Raw genomic sequence first — 15,596 nt, 5'->3', positions numbered from 1 at the left:
CCGTTTTTTTATCTCTGTATATGAAAATCACCTGTGGAAAACACACACTAGACCTCTCCTCACCGGTAGTGATGGGGGTTCTCAATACCACCCCAGACTCTTTTTCCGATGGCGGCAGTTACTATCAGGCTGGCATGCTAGACCTGTCTCTTGTCTTGCGCCGGGCCGAGCAAATGCTAGACGAGGGGGCCGCAATTATTGATGTGGGTGGTGAGTCCACTCGACCTGGAGCCTCTCCTATTTCTGAGCAGGAGGAGCTCGATAGGGTGCTCCCCGTGGTAGATGCTATTTGTACGAGGCTGGATATTGTCGTCTCGGTAGATACCAGTACACCAACAGTGATGCGTGAAGCCGCTAAAGTGGGAGCTGGGCTTATCAATGATGTTCGTGCGCTTGAGCGAGAGGGGGCACTTGAGGCTGCCGCGCAAACAGATTTACCGGTATGTCTTATGCATATGCAAGGGCAGCCGGATACCATGCAAACTTCCCCCAATTATAGAGATGTAGTAACGGAAGTCGCCCATTACCTGGCGGGCCGTATTGAGGCCTGTGGTGCGGTGGGAATTAACCGAGAGCGCCTCTTGCTGGACCCAGGCTTTGGCTTTGGCAAGACCGACGCTCATAACCTGGCTTTATTGGGTGCCTTGTCGCAACTGGGCCCAGTGGAAGTCCCTATACTGGCTGGCTTGTCGCGTAAGTCGATGATTGGGCGCCTGTTGCAGCGAGAGGTGGAAGATCGGCTTCCAGGTAGCCTTGCACTTGCTATGCTAGCAGCCCAGCGAGGGGCAAAGATTTTACGGGTGCACGATGTTGCAGAGACAGTTGATGTTCTGCGATTACAGCAAGCTGTCGAGGGGTTTAAAGCCTAATTCCTACAAACATTAGCCTCCTAAAATTGTAGAGGCATTTTTAAAATTTTTACAAATTAAATGCGGCGTAGTTAGCTGCAGTAGAGAACAGAAATGGAAAGAAAGTACTTTGGCACTGACGGAATTCGTGGACATGTGGGAAAGGGGCCAATAACCCCGGACTTTATGCTGAGGTTAGGGTACGCCACTGGTAAGGTACTGGGTAAGATGTCTGCGGGTAAGAGGTCCAGTCGCCCCTATATTTTGATTGGCAAGGATACGCGAGTGTCCGGCTATATGTTTGAAGCTGCCCTGGAGGCGGGTTTAATCTACTCAGGAGTTGATGTGGGCCTATTGGGCCCCATGCCTACCCCTGCTATTGCCTACCTCACTCGTACTTTCCACGCTCGGGCGGGAATCGTAATCAGCGCCTCGCATAACCCTTTTCACGATAACGGCATCAAGTTCTTCTGTGCCGAAGGCTACAAATTGCCCGACGAAGTAGAGCGCGAGATCGAAGCTGCGCTCGAGCTTCCCATGGAAGCGGCGGAAAATCTAGGCAAGGCATATCGAGTAGATGATGCGGCCTCGCGTTATATCGAATTCAGCAAAGCATCCACACCTTGGAACTTTTCCTTGGGTGGTCTCAAAATCGTTCTTGATTGCGCAAACGGGGCCACTTATCACATAGCACCAAAGGTCTTTCGAGAACTGGGGGCAGAAGTGACTGCCTTAAGTGCTAGCCCGGATGGGCTAAATATCAATCTGGAATGTGGCTCCACCAAACCCAAGCAGCTACAGAGCGCAGTAGTGGAGCAAGGTGCTGATCTCGGGATCGCTTTCGATGGTGATGGCGACAGGGTTTTGTTTGTTGATCGCAATGGTGATCTTGTCGACGGGGATCAGCTGCTCTTTATTATCGGCCTTTACCAGCAGGAGCATCTTGGGGGCTGTAAGGGCATTGTCGGTACCCTGATGAGTAATTACGGCTTTGAGTTGGCCTTGCGGGAGCGCAATATCCCGTTTGAGCGCGCTAAAGTTGGCGACCGCTATGTGCTCGAAAAAATGAAGGCCAATGGCTGGATGCTGGGTGGTGAATCTTCTGGCCATATCATCTGCGCCGATGCTTCAACAACCGGAGACGGCATTGTTGCTGCTCTTCAGGTGCTTCGAGCCCTTTCTGAATTTGGCCTACCTCTGCACCAGCTCAAGGCGCGCATGCAGATGCTTCCCCAGCACATGATTAATGTGCGACTTGGACATCGCGATGGTATACTCGACCATCCGGAAGTTATGGCAGCGGTCAGTGATGCGGAGCTTCAGCTCGCTGACAATGGTCGTGTTCTGCTGCGTCCCTCTGGTACTGAGCCCCTTATCCGGGTAATGGTGGAAGGCCGTGATAGCACACAGGTAGAGCAACTGGCACAGCAGATCTCCGCTGTAGTACAAAGGGTTGGGGGCGGCTGAGCCCTTCATTAGGGGGGCTCCTGAGGCGTTCTATAGGGCGCCATCAGTGAGATAGGCAAACTCGTATATTTTTGGTTGTATGTTGGCGGCAATGTCGCTAAGATTTGCGCCCCTTAAAGGAGCACACATGCGAATACCGCTGGTAGCAGCTAACTGGAAAATGAACGGCAATAAAGCCTTTGCCGAACGTTTTTTTTCTGACTTCGACTTGCAGGCTATTGCCGCTCACGTGGTTGTTTGCCCGCCATTTCCTTATATTCCCCTGGTGTCCCAGGTAGCAGAAGATAGGGAGCGCTTTAGTGTTGGTGCGCAAAACCTCAGTCAGGAATCCAGTGGCGCGTATACCGGTGAAATATCCGCTGAAATGCTACTCGACTGGAATGCTCGCTATGTCATTGTTGGGCACTCCGAGCGTCGCAGTCTCTATGGGGAGACAAGCGAGCTGGTAGCCAAGAAGTTTGTGGCTGCCCAGCAGGCTGGTTTGATCCCGATCCTTTGTGTCGGGGAAACCCTGCAAGAGCGTGAGCAGGAGCGTACTCTCGAGGTGATCGCAAACCAGCTTAAAGCTGTTAGCGACATCATCGAAAGTGATACCTGGAAGCATTCAGTTGTGGCTTATGAACCTGTTTGGGCAATAGGCACAGGTAAAACTGCAACGCCTGAAGAAGCGCAGGACGTTCACCAATTTATTCGGGGTGAGCTCGGTAATGTAGGTGAGCATGTACAGATTTTATATGGCGGTAGTGTAAAATCCGCTAATGCCAGCGCCCTGTTTGCGCAGGCTGATATTGACGGCGCCCTTGTGGGTGGCGCTTCGCTTGATGCGAAAGAGTTCGCCGCAATTTGTCGCGCTGCTGAATAATATTCAGCGAGCGGATTAGGGAATACTAAAAACGGGTTAGCACAACCCCGGTAGAGAGTTTCCAGAAAATGGAAGAAATTGTTTTAGGTATACACGTTCTGGTTGCATTGGGTATTATCGGCCTGATTTTATTGCAGCAAGGTAAGGGTGCCGAGGCCGGTGCCTCCTTTGGTGCAGGTGCATCTCAGACAGTTTTTGGTAGTCAGGGTGGCGGAAATTTCTTTTCCCGCTTGACAGCAATTCTTGCTACTGTATTCTTCGTCACCAGTTTGGGGCTGGCCTTTCTGGCTCGCCAAAACGCAGATGCCGATGTCGATGCAAATCTGCCGCAAATACCTGCTGCAGTTGAGCAAGTTGGACCGGCCAACGAGTTGCCAGAAATCGAAAGCGATATCCCGCAACTTGAATCAGATCTGGAAGCCGGTGATGTTCCTCAGGCTCCGACTGAAAGCAGCGATTCGCAAGAGCCAGCTGTAAATCAGGAAACTGATTCAGAGGAACAGCAGTAAAGATTTTTGCCCAGGTGGTGGAATTGGTAGACACGCTATCTTGAGGGGGTAGTGAGCTATGCTCGTGCGGGTTCAAGTCCCGCCCTGGGCACCACATCAAGATCCGAAGAAGTTCGGAATCATCCAGAAAGCCCCGTAAATCGGGGCTTTTTGCTATCTGGAGGTTACACAGCCCTCCGCTCTAGTTCATTGTCATCCGGTGCTATCTGGTGCTACATTTGGTGCTACCTCGGTTCAATTTAGAAACAGGTAGCACCACCAATGGCCCTTACAGATACACAAATCAAACAGGCCAAACCAAGCGACAGGGATCAGTGGCTTACAGATCAGCAGGGATTACGGCTATTGATCAAACCCAATGGTTCCAAGTATTGGCGGCTAAAGTACCGATTCAAAGGAAGGCAGAAAACACTGGCCTTGGGAGTTTACCCCTCCGTCAGTCTCAAGCAGGCGAGACAGAAGTTAGCTGAAGCAAAGCAGTTGTTGGAGGAGGGTCGCGACCCTTCAGTTCAAAAGCGAGTTGAGAAACACCAAACTAGAGTCAATATTGACCAAAGCTTTGCTGCTGTTGCTGAAGACTGGTGGAACCACCAGAAAGGAACCTGGACAGAGGACCATGCCAGCCGTGTATGGACTAGGTTACGAGATAATACCTTCCTTCGAATTGGCCAAAGGCCCATTGTCGATCTTCATCCCCAAGATGTAATAGCTATTGTCCGCGATATTGAGGAGCGGGATGCTATGGATGTTGCGCAACGGGTTTTACAGGATATTCGCCGCGTTTGTCGCTATGCGGTTCAGGTTGGCAAACTTACTCACAATCCAGCGATTGAGTTAACGGGTATTTTGCGTAGCCGAAAAAGTAATCATCGGGCTTCCCTCCCACGAGAAGAGTTACCTGGTTTCCTGAAAGAGTTAGACCTCTACCAAAAGCGGGGCCGGATATTAACCAAGCTTGCTATTCAGTTACTGATACTCACCTTTGTTAGACCTGGCGAGTTGCGTTGTGCACGTTGGGAAGAGTTCGACTTTGAATCTGCTCTATGGCGTATCCCTGGTGAGCGCATGAAGATGGGCACGGATCATATTGTGCCGTTGTCTTCACAAGCTCTTACTGCACTTGAAGAGTTAAAGTCTATAACTGGCCAGTACTCTCTGCTTTTCCCTTCCGAGCGCGAAAGAGCTAAACCCATGTCTGATAATACTATGCGTAAGGCAATTTTTAAAATGGGCTGGGATGGCTCCCAAGAGGGAAAAAGTAAAGCAAATCCCCATGGTTTCCGCGCTACAGCTTCCTCAATCCTGAATGAGACCGGCTTTAACCCTGACGCCATTGAAAGGCAGCTTTCACATATGGAAAGAAATGGGGTACGGGCTGCATATACCCACCATGCTCGTTATATGGATGAGCGAAAAGAGATGATGCAGTGGTGGGCAAATTACCTTGATGAGATGCGAGGAAGTGGAAAGGTAGTTCCTATTTTTGTGAAGCAGGGTTAACACAAAGTTAAACATTAAGAGGAACAATCGCTCTCGCCTTTATTTTTAATCCAACAGGGAAATAGATATGTCATCTTCTTTTCAGAAAGCTAGGGAAATTTTTCGAATAGAAGACTATAAAAAACTAAATGAGAAAAAAGACCTTTCTCTATTTAAATTTTTGCTAGATCGATCAAATACTTGCTCATGGCTATTACATTTGACTGGGGGAAACTTTTTTAAGCGTAACTCAAACAATTCAGAACTAGCAGAGGAAATGAGATCTTGCCTCACAGCTTTTAGAGAGGATGATGCTGATTATAGGAAGCTTAAATCCTTTGATATACGTGATTACGTTTCCCTTGAACAATACGCCGAAGAACCGATTGACTCCTCAACTTGGACACCCGCTTGGCTAAGATCACAGAAATATAGCTGTTCTTCAGTAAAACCAATGGGAGTTGGAGATGTTATTAGGATGTTTGATGATTTGGGAGATGGTGCACCAAAGGGCTTTACTGATGAAGAGTTTGCCGAGGACGTGGCTGAATCGAGGGCTCGATATCATCGTAATGAGGAGGTTTTCCCTGAATTAGAAGATATATCAATTGATCAATATTATCGTGAAGCTTATGACTATCATCATGGCCTGGCAGCATTGAATATTGATTTGATGGCAAGGGATGAGCAGATAGTTTCAGAGTTAAAAGAACTGCTACCGAAGCTACGAAAATTATTACAGGCTGCTCCTGAAAGACTATTAGACCCAGGTTTTAAGGGTCAGCTGTTTTTGGGACCATCATTACAAAAGCGTGATACCCGCCGGATCGATATGAACAAAGTAAGGGATTATCGTGTTCCGGCATTGATTGACCTATATATCTGGTCCGTGGTTGAGGGGGAAATTTTATCAAATGCAGATTATTTGAGGCTTGTTTTTCCTGGAGATACATTAACTGATGAACTAGTTAATGAGGATAAGATTAAGAAAGTCTGCCTGCCATATGCTTTTCGCTGCATGGAAACCGAGTTATTAACAGCTCTTCATAGGTCATTAGATTGGGAGCAAAAATCTCACTGGAAAAATAGCGCTTCTTAAAATTCTGAATTTTGATGCTACCTAAAGGTCCGGCGATCGCCTTTTAAAGCTGGTTCAATCTCCTCACCGCCACAGACGTTCACTGTGGTTTGTTTAAGGAGACTGAATATGACCCTCTCAAATACTCATCCCCAAATGCCGGATGTTTTACCTAGCCCGCCGAGCGACCCTATTTTGCGCCTACCAGAGGTAGAGCGTCAGACTGGGCTCAAGAAGACTTATATCTATGCCCTGGTGAAAAAAGGCGAATTCCCCACCCCTATCAAACTTGGTGAGCGCGCCAGTGGTTGGCTCTCTTCTGAGGTCTGCCAGTGGGTGCAAGATCGAGTTGCTATTTCTCGTGCGGGAGGCAAGTAATGACTCTTCGTGCTCTATCCCTGCCATATTGCCTAGATTTGCAGCCATGCGGTCGCTACGCACTACTCAATCGAAACTACAAGCCAGTTGGTTTTAGCAGCAGATCATTTGTCTACTATGAAGAGTACCCTGTACTTTTCAACATCAGAATTACACCGAAAAAAGCGGCTGCAATCTCTTTGTATGCTGATCCTGATCCCCGACAGATTCACCTCTATAACGATGGTTGTATCCCTACCGCTAACTCGGAAACCTGGCTTTTTTATCAGGCTAAATTAGCGATCTTGGCGCGATTACATCATTACAGTGATGATGAATATCACGAACAGGACAAAGCAAAATGTATCCGTCTGGCCAACTTACGCGATGCAAAACGGTTTACGGAACCTAAGGGCGTAGCGGTTTCCCTACCGCCAAATTTATCAACACGGTAAATGAGACTATTGCCTCTATTCGGGGCGATCTTACCCCCTCTCTAAAAAAGGTGTTACAGGTGTGCAGGTGTTACAGCATGGCTGAAAGCCCCGTATTTACTGGCTTTCCGCTGTCACACCTTTCTGTTACCCCAAGAGTGTTACAGCAAAAAGGTGTAACAGGAGTGAGGCCCGCAGTTCTGTTGGAAGCCTTACGGGGCGGGGGTTAAAGCTAAAAATATAAGGAAAGCTAATGGCACGCTTTGATATTAAACGAGTGGCAGACTTCGCCCTTGATCGGGCTGATGAAGTATTGGCGCACTGGGCTCCAGGTGGCTCATATCAGGGAGCTGAATATATTGCTCTTAACCCAACTCGATCTGATAGCAGCAAAGGGTCCTTCTCAGTAAATCGCAATACCGGTGCATGGGCAGATTTTGCAGCGGATGAAAAAGGTGGGGACCTCGTATCGCTGGTTGCCTATCTTGAGGGGGTAAACAATGGAGAGGCAGCACAAAGGCTTGCTGCTTTTCTGGGGCTCTCTGAAGGAGAGTCTATTCCACCTGGCTCAACCTATAAGTCGAAACCCAAAAAGCCAGCCGGTAACTCCTGGGAAGCCGTAATACCGGTATCTTTAGAAGCAGAGCAGTCTTGCCCAACAGCCCATCCCCATAATGGTAAACCCTCTAAAGTTTGGGAATACCGGGGGCAATGCGGCTCACTGCTAATGAAGGTGATGCGTTTTGACATTCAGAAAGGCGATGCAAGATCAAAAGACTATCGCCCCTTAACCTATTGCCGGGATTCGAAGGGTCGCAATTCTTGGAGATGGAAGCAGCCGGTAAAAAAGCGACCACTCTATAAGCTGAATCTATTGGCAAAGCGCTCTAAAGCTCCGGTATTGCTAACCGAAGGTGAAAAGGCGGCAGATGCAGCTGCTAGCCTGCTGCCGGGTTATGTTTCCATGACCTGGCCCGGTGGCAGTAAAGCGCTGGGCAAAGCAGATTTTAAGCCTCTACATGGAAGGGAAGTACTTCTCTGGCCCGACAATGATGCAGCAGGTAAAGAATGTATGCTTAAGCTGGCTGCGATGCTACACACTATGGAGTGTAAGGTTTCTATGGTGTGTTTAGAGTCCTTAGGACCTAAGTGGCCAGCTAAAGGCGATGCGGCTGATGCGGAAGCTGCCGGTATTACAAGAGAGCAGCTTGCAGCTTTGATTGCAGAGGGAAAGTTTTTAACGCCCTATCAGCCTGTGGCAACGGAACATCAAGCCCAAAATAAGGGCGGAAGTAATAAAAGGGCCGAGTCTGGGCAATTTGTAGTAAATGATCGTGGGGTTTTCTTCCCGGTTCAGGGGGCAGATGATGAGCCTTCACTAATGAGAATCTGTGATCGCCTGGATGTGCTTGCTTTAACTCGTGACCCCCAAGGAAGAAACTGGGGCACCTTGGTTCGCTTCCTTGACCCCGATGGCATTGTTAAAGAGTGGAATATACCCAGTGAGTACCTAGCGACTGAGGGCGGTGCAGAAGTACTCAAGCAGCTGTATAGCATGGGCCTTCGCGCTGAGGCGGGGCAACAACCAAGGCGCAGAATCGTTCAGTACTTACAAACGGCAAAAAGCCCTAATCGCTATGTCTTGGTGAATAAACTTGGCTGGCATGGCAATGCCTACCTATTACCGAATGAAACCCTGGGAACCCCTGTAGAGCCTCTGTATTTTTACTCCACCAGCCCGGACCTCAACAAGATAAAGTTTAGTGGTGAGCTTCAGCAATGGCGTGAGCATGTGGCGAGCTATTGTAAGAACAATACCCGGCTGTTATTTGCAGTTTCAGCGGCGTTTGCAGGGCCTCTACTAAATCTCATTGGTATGGAAACGACCGGCTTTCATTTCTTTGGTGATAGCTCACAAGGCAAAACGACCTTACTTAAAGTGGCTGCCTCAGTTTATGGCGGGCCTGATTTTGTTCGTACCTGGCGCAGTACGGATAACGCTCTAGAGAGTATTGCTGCCTCCCACTCTGACGGCCTTTTAATTCTCGATGAGATCAGCCAGTGCGATCCCCGTATTGTGGGGGATATAGCCTATATGCTCGGGAATGGCACTGGCAAAGCAAGGGCTAATGATCGCGGAGGCGTACGTGGGAATGCGTTTGAATGGAGGCTTGTCTTCCTCTCTACAGGAGAGCGCACTCTTGATCAACAGATGGCTGAAGTGGGTAAGAAAGCCAAAGCCGGGCAAGAAGTGCGATTACTGGCTATCCCCTCAGATACAGGGAGTGGTTCCGGTATCTTTGATGAATTGCACGGGTTTGCTGGTGGTGCTGCGTTATCGCGCTATATAGTTGAGAAAGCTTCCTTGTTCCATGGAGTACCCCTTTATACGTTTATCAGAGAGCTTTGCGCTAGCAACTTGGAAAAGCTGGCAAGCCAGATTCGCCGAGAGCTTGTGAACTTTGCCGCAGAGCTGTCTGATGATGTGAGTGGTCAGGTACGCAGAGCAGCAGACAAGTTTGCTCTTGTTGGCTTTGCCGGAGAGCTGGCTTCCACTGCGGGAATTACAGACTGGCCTAAAGGTATGGCTATGGAAGCGGCCAAATCCTGTTTTAGTGCTTGGGTATCGGCCCGTGGCGGTGTTGGAAACCTGGAGGACCGGCAGACCTTGTCAGCACTGAGATTATTTTTTGATCTCTACGGAGAGTCCCACTTTACCCGCTGGGATCGAGAAGACTTCACAGCCGATGATCACACTGTTCGCACCCTAAAGCGCTGCGGCTACCGGAAAACGCTACAAGACAGTAACGCCCTTGAAGGACAGGCTTGTTCTGAGACTGTTTACTACGTTTACCCAGCCACTTTCAAAGCAGAGGTTTGCAAAGGGCTTAGTGATCGAAAGGCAAAGCAACTACTGGCCGCCTGTGGTGCTTTGGAGCGTGATGGAAACGGGAAGTTCTCGATACCAACGCGTTTACCGAACAGTGGGCGTAACCCTGAGCGGGTGCTAATCATTAGACCTCATTTGATTCTTGTTGAAGATGATGGAGAAAAGGGACTACTTACGAAAAAGGCCGCGTAGCCCATACCGTTTACAGGTGTTGTAAACGGTGTGCAGCCGTTTACACTCTCAAAATAAGTAACTGCCTATTTGGTAAACAATTATCTTGTAGGGGATAAACCCAAAGCTTGCCGGTGGCTTTAGTTGGCCAATTTCAAAGTGCACTCTATTTGCAGCTTTGCGGACCAGACTATGTGTAATCGTGTACTATCCATCCAGATATTCAAGCTTTACACAAAGCCTGCCCCAGTAGACGATGCCTCTTCGGTATTAAATTAATTTGGCATTTAAAGGTTTTAGAATCAAACACCAACATTTTACTATTCTATCTTTTCAATTAGGATTACAAACGGTCTGTGGGGCTCAATACACCTTTGCCGCCCCGATTCACAACATGAGTGTAAATCTCCGTAGTGGATATATCCGCATGCCCTAGTAGCTCCTGAATTGTCCTAAGATCGTAGCCAACTTCTAATAGGTGAGTGGCGAAACTGTGTCGGAATGCATGTGCTCTGGGCGGCTTGTTGATGCCAGATTCCTGCACAGCACGCCGTAACTGCTTTGCAAGTGCCGAAGGATGAAGATGATGCCGTCTTATCACGCCGCTACGGGGGCAAGGGCCAACGCGCGAAGCTGGAAACAAGAATTGCCAAGCTGTGGTACGGGCTGCAGAGGGGTACTTCCGTTCTAATGCATCCGGCATATAGACATCCCCATAGCCATTTGCGATATCCCATGCATGAGTCATTTCGACCTGTTGAATTTGAGTGCGCAGGTCAGGTATCAGGCCTTGTGGAAGTATTGTGGTTCGGTCTTTATTACCTTTGCCTCCCCGTACGAACACATTGTTACTGCCAAAATCGATGTCCTTAACTCTCAATGATAAGAGTTCGGCACATCTGAGCCCTGTGCCGTACATTAGTTTAACTTGAAGGCAGTAGACACCTTTCAGCTTTGAGATAATGGCTCTAATCTCTTCCCGACTGTAAACAATTGGAAGGCGACGATGTTGCTTTGCAGGCGAAAAGCCAATGTAGGAAGTATCAACCCCCAAAAAACGTTTATAAAGATATACCAGTGCATTTAGCGCGATCCGCTGGGTGTTAACTGAACAATGCCGATTTACCGACAGGTGGTTTAGGAACGCCTCGACCTCGGCAATACCGATTTCCCGAGGGTGTCGTAGTTTATGAAAGTGAATAAAGCGTTTTATCCAGTGAACGTAAGTCTGTTCAGTCCGATAGGCTAGACCTGCCTCACGAATATGAAGTCGAATGCTGGGGATGAATTTGGTTGAATGCCTGGGAAGCCTGTGACGAATATCATCCATGATCGTACCCTCACAACTGTATATAAACACAGTTATGGGTGCAATAATCACAGGTGTCAAGCCCCGAATTATAGAGCCATGGCTGACATCCGCAGAAAGGTTCCCCCTAACTTATTGATTTAATTGCGGGTAAAATGTGTTCAAGAGCAGGAGGTGTTACCAGGCGACTTGAGCCGATGGCTTACTATCTCTGGTTATTATTTGATCGTAAATTTATAACCTACTGTAAATAAAGGATTTTTTACATAGCTTGAAGGGTCTACTTCAGAAATAGTGGCCAAATCGATAGTGAGCCACTGGCTCTTTAATAAACTGTTAACAGTCTTAATGGAATTATGAGCATAGTAGAGGTTTTAGAAGAAAAACTACTTGGGAATTTTTATTCTCGAGTTAGTCTTGGAGATACATTCGACCTCTATTTTGGTCGTTTCTGGCTTATATCACATAATGTTGTTTGTCCTGATGAGGGTGCTCTTAACGAGATGATTTCTGCGTATCATCCAACTAATGAAGCTATAGACAAAGATGATATTGCTAAAGGCACAATAATTACAGCGTCTCTTCGTAAAAAGATAACTTCTGTTTTCATACATTCTGATTCAAGTTTAGAGTTGGGGCTGGAGAATGGAGTAAAATTAAAATTTACAACTGATACCGATGTTGTAGATTGGCAATGGGCAATAACTGAGAATGCACAAGATCCTTACCATGGGTTTATTGTTGGTGTTCTTAGCTCGGGGGAGGTTCAGCTTGGCAACTGTTAACAAATCAAAGCACGCGGACATGGTAAAGCTGTCACCTTTTTTGTTCCAAAAAAGCCGCCAACTTCACCATTCCGGTGTTTGAGACGTTATGCCCCAGCTAGAACGTTCGAATGGAATAGAATTCAATGAGAGAACTTGAAGTACCCTCAACTATTGAGGGAGATGAGAATGCAACTGAAATGGTTAGATTTTGGCTTGCACATGGAGAACCTCATCTAGCACTATTGCTAGGTATGTATGAAGACGCAGATACTGATGAAGAAGTACCTGATGAATTATGGGCGTGGGGTAATATTCTAAGTGATATCGTTCAACATATTGCAAATGGCATGTCACAAAGTCATGGCTATGATTTTGATGAGAGTGTTGAACTGCTTACAAAACACTTTTTCTCAGCTATGAAAGAACGAGCACCAGGTTTGGAAGGCAAGTATATTGAGGATTAGGCATAACAAGTGCCGGCAACCGACTGCCAAAACGGTCACTTGTTTTGCAAAAGGCCGCAAAACAAGCGCCCATTTTGTCAGCGGCTGCGACAGGCGTTATTGCTATGTTCAGTTTTAGGGTAAAAGATGGAGCAAGTTGCAGTAGTTGAGGTCAACGAGAACACTGACGTGTGGTCAATGATAGAGCTGATCACCGGGTTTTCGGTTGCTGATTATGTGGGCTGGATAGTGGGATCTATTGTTGCCATAGTAACATGGCTTTTGGTTGTTCATGCGGCTTGGAAAGGGTACAAAAACAATCTGCCAGGATGCAAGGAGATACTTTTTTGCTTCCTTACAGCGATGTTAGTTTTGATTGTCGATGGAGTCCTTGTAGATCTGTTGCTACCTGACGAGCCAAGTATGTTTTTAGAGGTCATTACGATAACGCTTGATCTGCTCTATATTGCAGCACTATTTTACGCAGCAATAGGATTTAGAAAATTAGTGTCAGGCAGACTTAATCCGTAATAACAAGTAAAGGCACCCGACATCAAAACCGCCGCTTCGCTTTGGTTTTGTTGCAGGTGCTTTAAGCGTTATGCGGCCGGTTGAGAATGGCTAAGATAATTTTTTACTTAGGGATTTCGATCTTTGTTTACACACTGATAGCAATAGCTACAGGAATTCCAGAGTTAGTGGATTTTGTTCCGCTGAATTGGGTGCAATCTACACCGGAAAATGGCTATTACAAGGTTGTTCCCTCAGATAGCCCTAGTGTTAGCAAGTGGTACACGCTTGGTATTGCCGTCATACTAATTTTGGCTGGCTACTTTGCAGGCGGCCCTAGAAAGAAATAGTTTTATTCACAGTGCGAGGTCACGCATAACCAGGCCAGGCAAGATCGCCCAGCCGGAGACTGGGCTGGACAGCCTACGCTTCGCTTCGGCTGCCCTTGCTGGCAACGTTATAAGGAATAAGTAGTGCTAGAGAAGATAAAGGCATTATTTAGTAAAAAGGCTTTTGAATGGTATGAACCAGAAGATCCAACTCCAAGAGAGCAGTGTCCTTGCTGTGATTACATTTCACTACCTGAGCGAGGCAACTATTTAATTTGTTCAGTGTGCTTTTGGGAAGACGATGGGCAAGATATTGATGAGCTGGATGTTGGTTCAGGTCCAAATCATGGCATTACGCTAAGAGAAGGACGAAAAAATTTTAAAGATCATGGTGCATGCGAAATTGAAATGGTTAAGCATGTTGTCTCAGTTGAGCAAAGAGAGCAGTTTAAGTATGTGCCTAGAAACTTATAACCAGTGCCCGCACAGGAAATCGCTGACGCTCTTCCTGTGGGGCAGGCGTTAACCCATATGAGCAAAATGGAAGATATAGAAGTTTATGTGAAGGGAAATGAAACAACGCAAGTGGTTTCATTCCTTAATGAAGAGATTGGTGCATTGTCCTACGATTGCGAAATCGATGAGGGACATACTTTATTCACGTGTAATAAGATTGCGGTTCTGATTAATACTGGCATTCAAGATGGTTATATATCAGTTAGTATCAAGGGTGCAGAAAAATGGAGTTCTGACGTTGAATTTGCTAGAAGGCTAGTGGAGGTTCTTGGGGTTACTGTTCGCTGTGACCCTGGTGTCGAGTTTCCTGAAATTTCGCCTTACTCAGATATTTTCGTTGAAATAAATGAGCAAGGGGAGAGTTTTCTTGAGTGGGGTTAACAAGGCAAAGCACGCGACAAGCGCGTGTTTGCGACGTTAAGCATCAAGGAGAGATCACCTCATGTGGGGCGAGCTACACGAACAAAAAGAGATAGCTATTTCATTGCCAGCAATTACTGAAGCAGGCAAAGGAAATCGGCTATTTCGTGAGCTTGGAGCAACCCTGCATTATGATGTTTATAGCTTTGAAGCTACTGCTCATGAGTTATGGCAGTCCGAGTCTATCCTGTATGTCTGGCTCTTCAGGGATGGGGTCGAAGTAGATGCGCAAGAAGACTTCGATGAAATCCGGATAAAGTTCCCGTTCGCAACACGACCAAGCTCAGACCAATCGGTAGCATTGGCATTACTGGATAAAATCATTTCCAAATTTAGCGGCGTGGCAACTTATCAAGGTAACTCATTCTCCTCCACATCAGTTCAGAGTGACTGGGATTCATGTAATAACTACTTGCTCAAAGAGTGGGGGGAAGAGCCAGGTAGCGAGTCACTTCGTAGGATGATCGAGGAAAACTATGCTTAACAATGCCAAGCACGATCACCAGCAAAGCTGGCTGGACCTACATTCCACAGCTTCGCTGCTCCATTTCGGCCCGTGTTGGCAGCGTTATGAGTACAAATGGCTAGATATCTCGTATTACTAATTCTTCTTTGCAGCGCATCTGTGAATGCAATTGACATTGAGCTAGTCGTCGATGACTGTGGTCCATTGGCAAGAGGTGAGTTAGGCGTTGTTTTTAGTCCAAAACCGCGGAAACAAGGCTGGTATTACTTCGCAAAAGGGGATGCGACGGATGTCTGTCCAAAGTTAATGGATGCGGTTCGCATAGTTGGTTATGAGGAAGATTACTGTAAGAACCATAATCCAATTCATCCGAAAGAATGTGAGTATTTGAAGGTATTTATTATCAAAGAGTACATCAATGAGTAGTACTCATAACAAGCCGCAGCAATCGCTCCCGTTGGTCGCTGGGACAGCCAAAACGCTACGCTTTTTTGTCTGCCCCTGTGCGGGGCGTTATGACTCTTAGTAGTATGAAATATTTAATTATTGCTCTAGCGATGCTGCCACTCCATGGGATGGCATGTGGTAATGATGAAATTCCGCATCACATAAAATTGTCCGCAGGGGCATTGTACAATTCGCCTCAGTGCCACCCTGTGAAAGTAGTTGTTCCTACAAAGTACAGGGGTGGAAAGTTGGAGTACGCAACCTACCTGCTGAGATCTGGAGTTTCGGATAGCA

18 protein-coding genes and 1 tRNA gene are annotated in these 15,596 nt (G+C 47.2%); 18 read left to right on the top strand and 1 reads right to left on the bottom strand.

The genetic code is table 11. From position 1 onward, the window contains the following. Positions 1-20 precede the first annotated feature (20 nt). From folP to ACJJJA_RS19240, 10 genes are all read left to right on the top strand, one after another. Entirely contained in the window at positions 21-869 is an 849-nt protein-coding gene (gene folP / locus ACJJJA_RS19285) for a dihydropteroate synthase (protein WP_444887107.1), read from the top strand. Positions 870-962: 93 nt separating this feature from the next. After that, a complete protein-coding gene (gene glmM, locus ACJJJA_RS19280; RefSeq protein WP_444882648.1) occupies positions 963-2,315 on the top strand; it encodes a phosphoglucosamine mutase in 1,353 nt (450 codons plus the stop codon). 127 nt (positions 2,316-2,442) lie between these two features. Then, positions 2,443-3,177 carry a triose-phosphate isomerase gene (gene tpiA / locus ACJJJA_RS19275; protein WP_444887106.1) on the top strand — a complete coding sequence of 245 codons (735 nt, stop codon included), beginning with the start codon at positions 2,443-2,445 and terminating at the stop codon, positions 3,175-3,177. Between the two features lie 68 nt (positions 3,178-3,245). Further along, positions 3,246-3,686 carry a preprotein translocase subunit SecG gene (gene secG / locus ACJJJA_RS19270; protein WP_252083192.1) on the top strand — a complete coding sequence of 147 codons (441 nt, stop codon included), beginning with the start codon at positions 3,246-3,248 and terminating at the stop codon, positions 3,684-3,686. Positions 3,687-3,694: 8 nt separating this feature from the next. After that, positions 3,695-3,780, top strand: a tRNA-Leu gene (locus ACJJJA_RS19265). 167 nt (positions 3,781-3,947) lie between these two features. Beyond that, on the top strand, positions 3,948-5,186 hold the full coding sequence (locus ACJJJA_RS19260; RefSeq protein ID WP_444903089.1) for a tyrosine-type recombinase/integrase: 1,239 nt from the start codon (positions 3,948-3,950) through the stop codon (positions 5,184-5,186). Positions 5,187-5,253: 67 nt separating this feature from the next. Then, positions 5,254-6,264 carry a DUF6387 family protein gene (locus ACJJJA_RS19255; RefSeq protein WP_444903088.1) on the top strand — a complete coding sequence of 337 codons (1,011 nt, stop codon included), beginning with the start codon at positions 5,254-5,256 and terminating at the stop codon, positions 6,262-6,264. 108 nt (positions 6,265-6,372) lie between these two features. Then, positions 6,373-6,621 (top strand): helix-turn-helix transcriptional regulator, encoded by a 249-nt coding sequence (locus tag ACJJJA_RS19250; RefSeq protein ID WP_444889491.1) that lies wholly within the window; start codon positions 6,373-6,375, stop codon positions 6,619-6,621. Further along, complete coding sequence (locus tag ACJJJA_RS19245) at positions 6,621-7,055, top strand: hypothetical protein (protein ID WP_444903087.1); 435 nt, start codon at positions 6,621-6,623, stop codon at positions 7,053-7,055. The genes ACJJJA_RS19250 and ACJJJA_RS19245 overlap by 1 nt, the downstream gene beginning before the upstream one ends. 232 nt (positions 7,056-7,287) lie before the next feature. Then, the gene (locus ACJJJA_RS19240; protein WP_444903086.1) at positions 7,288-10,116 is read left to right on the top strand and encodes a DUF927 domain-containing protein; all 2,829 of its coding nucleotides are present in this window, start codon (positions 7,288-7,290) and stop codon (positions 10,114-10,116) included. A gap of 322 nt (positions 10,117-10,438) precedes the next feature. Here ACJJJA_RS19240 and ACJJJA_RS19235 read toward each other — a convergent pair whose 3' ends face one another. Then, positions 10,439-11,425 (bottom strand): integron integrase, encoded by a 987-nt coding sequence (locus tag ACJJJA_RS19235; RefSeq protein WP_444903085.1) that lies wholly within the window; start codon positions 11,423-11,425, stop codon positions 10,439-10,441. 335 nt (positions 11,426-11,760) lie between these two features. On the opposite strand from ACJJJA_RS19235, the gene ACJJJA_RS19230 reads away from it, so the two are divergent. From ACJJJA_RS19230 to ACJJJA_RS19195, 8 genes are all read left to right on the top strand, one after another. Then, positions 11,761-12,189, top strand: a complete 429-nt coding sequence (locus ACJJJA_RS19230; protein ID WP_444903084.1) for a hypothetical protein — start codon at positions 11,761-11,763, stop codon at positions 12,187-12,189. Between the two features lie 125 nt (positions 12,190-12,314). Then, positions 12,315-12,635, top strand: a complete 321-nt coding sequence (locus tag ACJJJA_RS19225; RefSeq protein ID WP_444903083.1) for a DUF5076 domain-containing protein — start codon at positions 12,315-12,317, stop codon at positions 12,633-12,635. A 126-nt stretch (positions 12,636-12,761) separates the two neighbouring features. Beyond that, the gene (locus tag ACJJJA_RS19220) at positions 12,762-13,145 is read left to right on the top strand and encodes a hypothetical protein (RefSeq protein WP_444903082.1); all 384 of its coding nucleotides are present in this window, start codon (positions 12,762-12,764) and stop codon (positions 13,143-13,145) included. A gap of 86 nt (positions 13,146-13,231) precedes the next feature. After that, complete coding sequence (locus tag ACJJJA_RS19215; protein ID WP_444903081.1) at positions 13,232-13,474, top strand: hypothetical protein; 243 nt, start codon at positions 13,232-13,234, stop codon at positions 13,472-13,474. Positions 13,475-13,597: 123 nt separating this feature from the next. Further along, entirely contained in the window at positions 13,598-13,927 is a 330-nt protein-coding gene (locus ACJJJA_RS19210; RefSeq protein WP_444903080.1) for a CPCC family cysteine-rich protein, read from the top strand. Between the two features lie 3 nt (positions 13,928-13,930). After that, a complete protein-coding gene (locus ACJJJA_RS19205) occupies positions 13,931-14,350 on the top strand; it encodes a hypothetical protein (protein WP_444903079.1) in 420 nt (139 codons plus the stop codon). A gap of 61 nt (positions 14,351-14,411) precedes the next feature. Further along, complete coding sequence (locus ACJJJA_RS19200; protein WP_444903078.1) at positions 14,412-14,873, top strand: hypothetical protein; 462 nt, start codon at positions 14,412-14,414, stop codon at positions 14,871-14,873. 96 nt (positions 14,874-14,969) lie between these two features. Continuing rightward, positions 14,970-15,281, top strand: a complete 312-nt coding sequence (locus ACJJJA_RS19195) for a hypothetical protein (RefSeq protein ID WP_444903077.1) — start codon at positions 14,970-14,972, stop codon at positions 15,279-15,281. Positions 15,282-15,596: the final 315 nt, after the last annotated feature.

It is taken from the genome of Microbulbifer mixtoriginis (SeqCode) (genome assembly GCF_052466865.1).
This window is presented reverse-complemented; position numbering and strand designations above follow the sequence as displayed.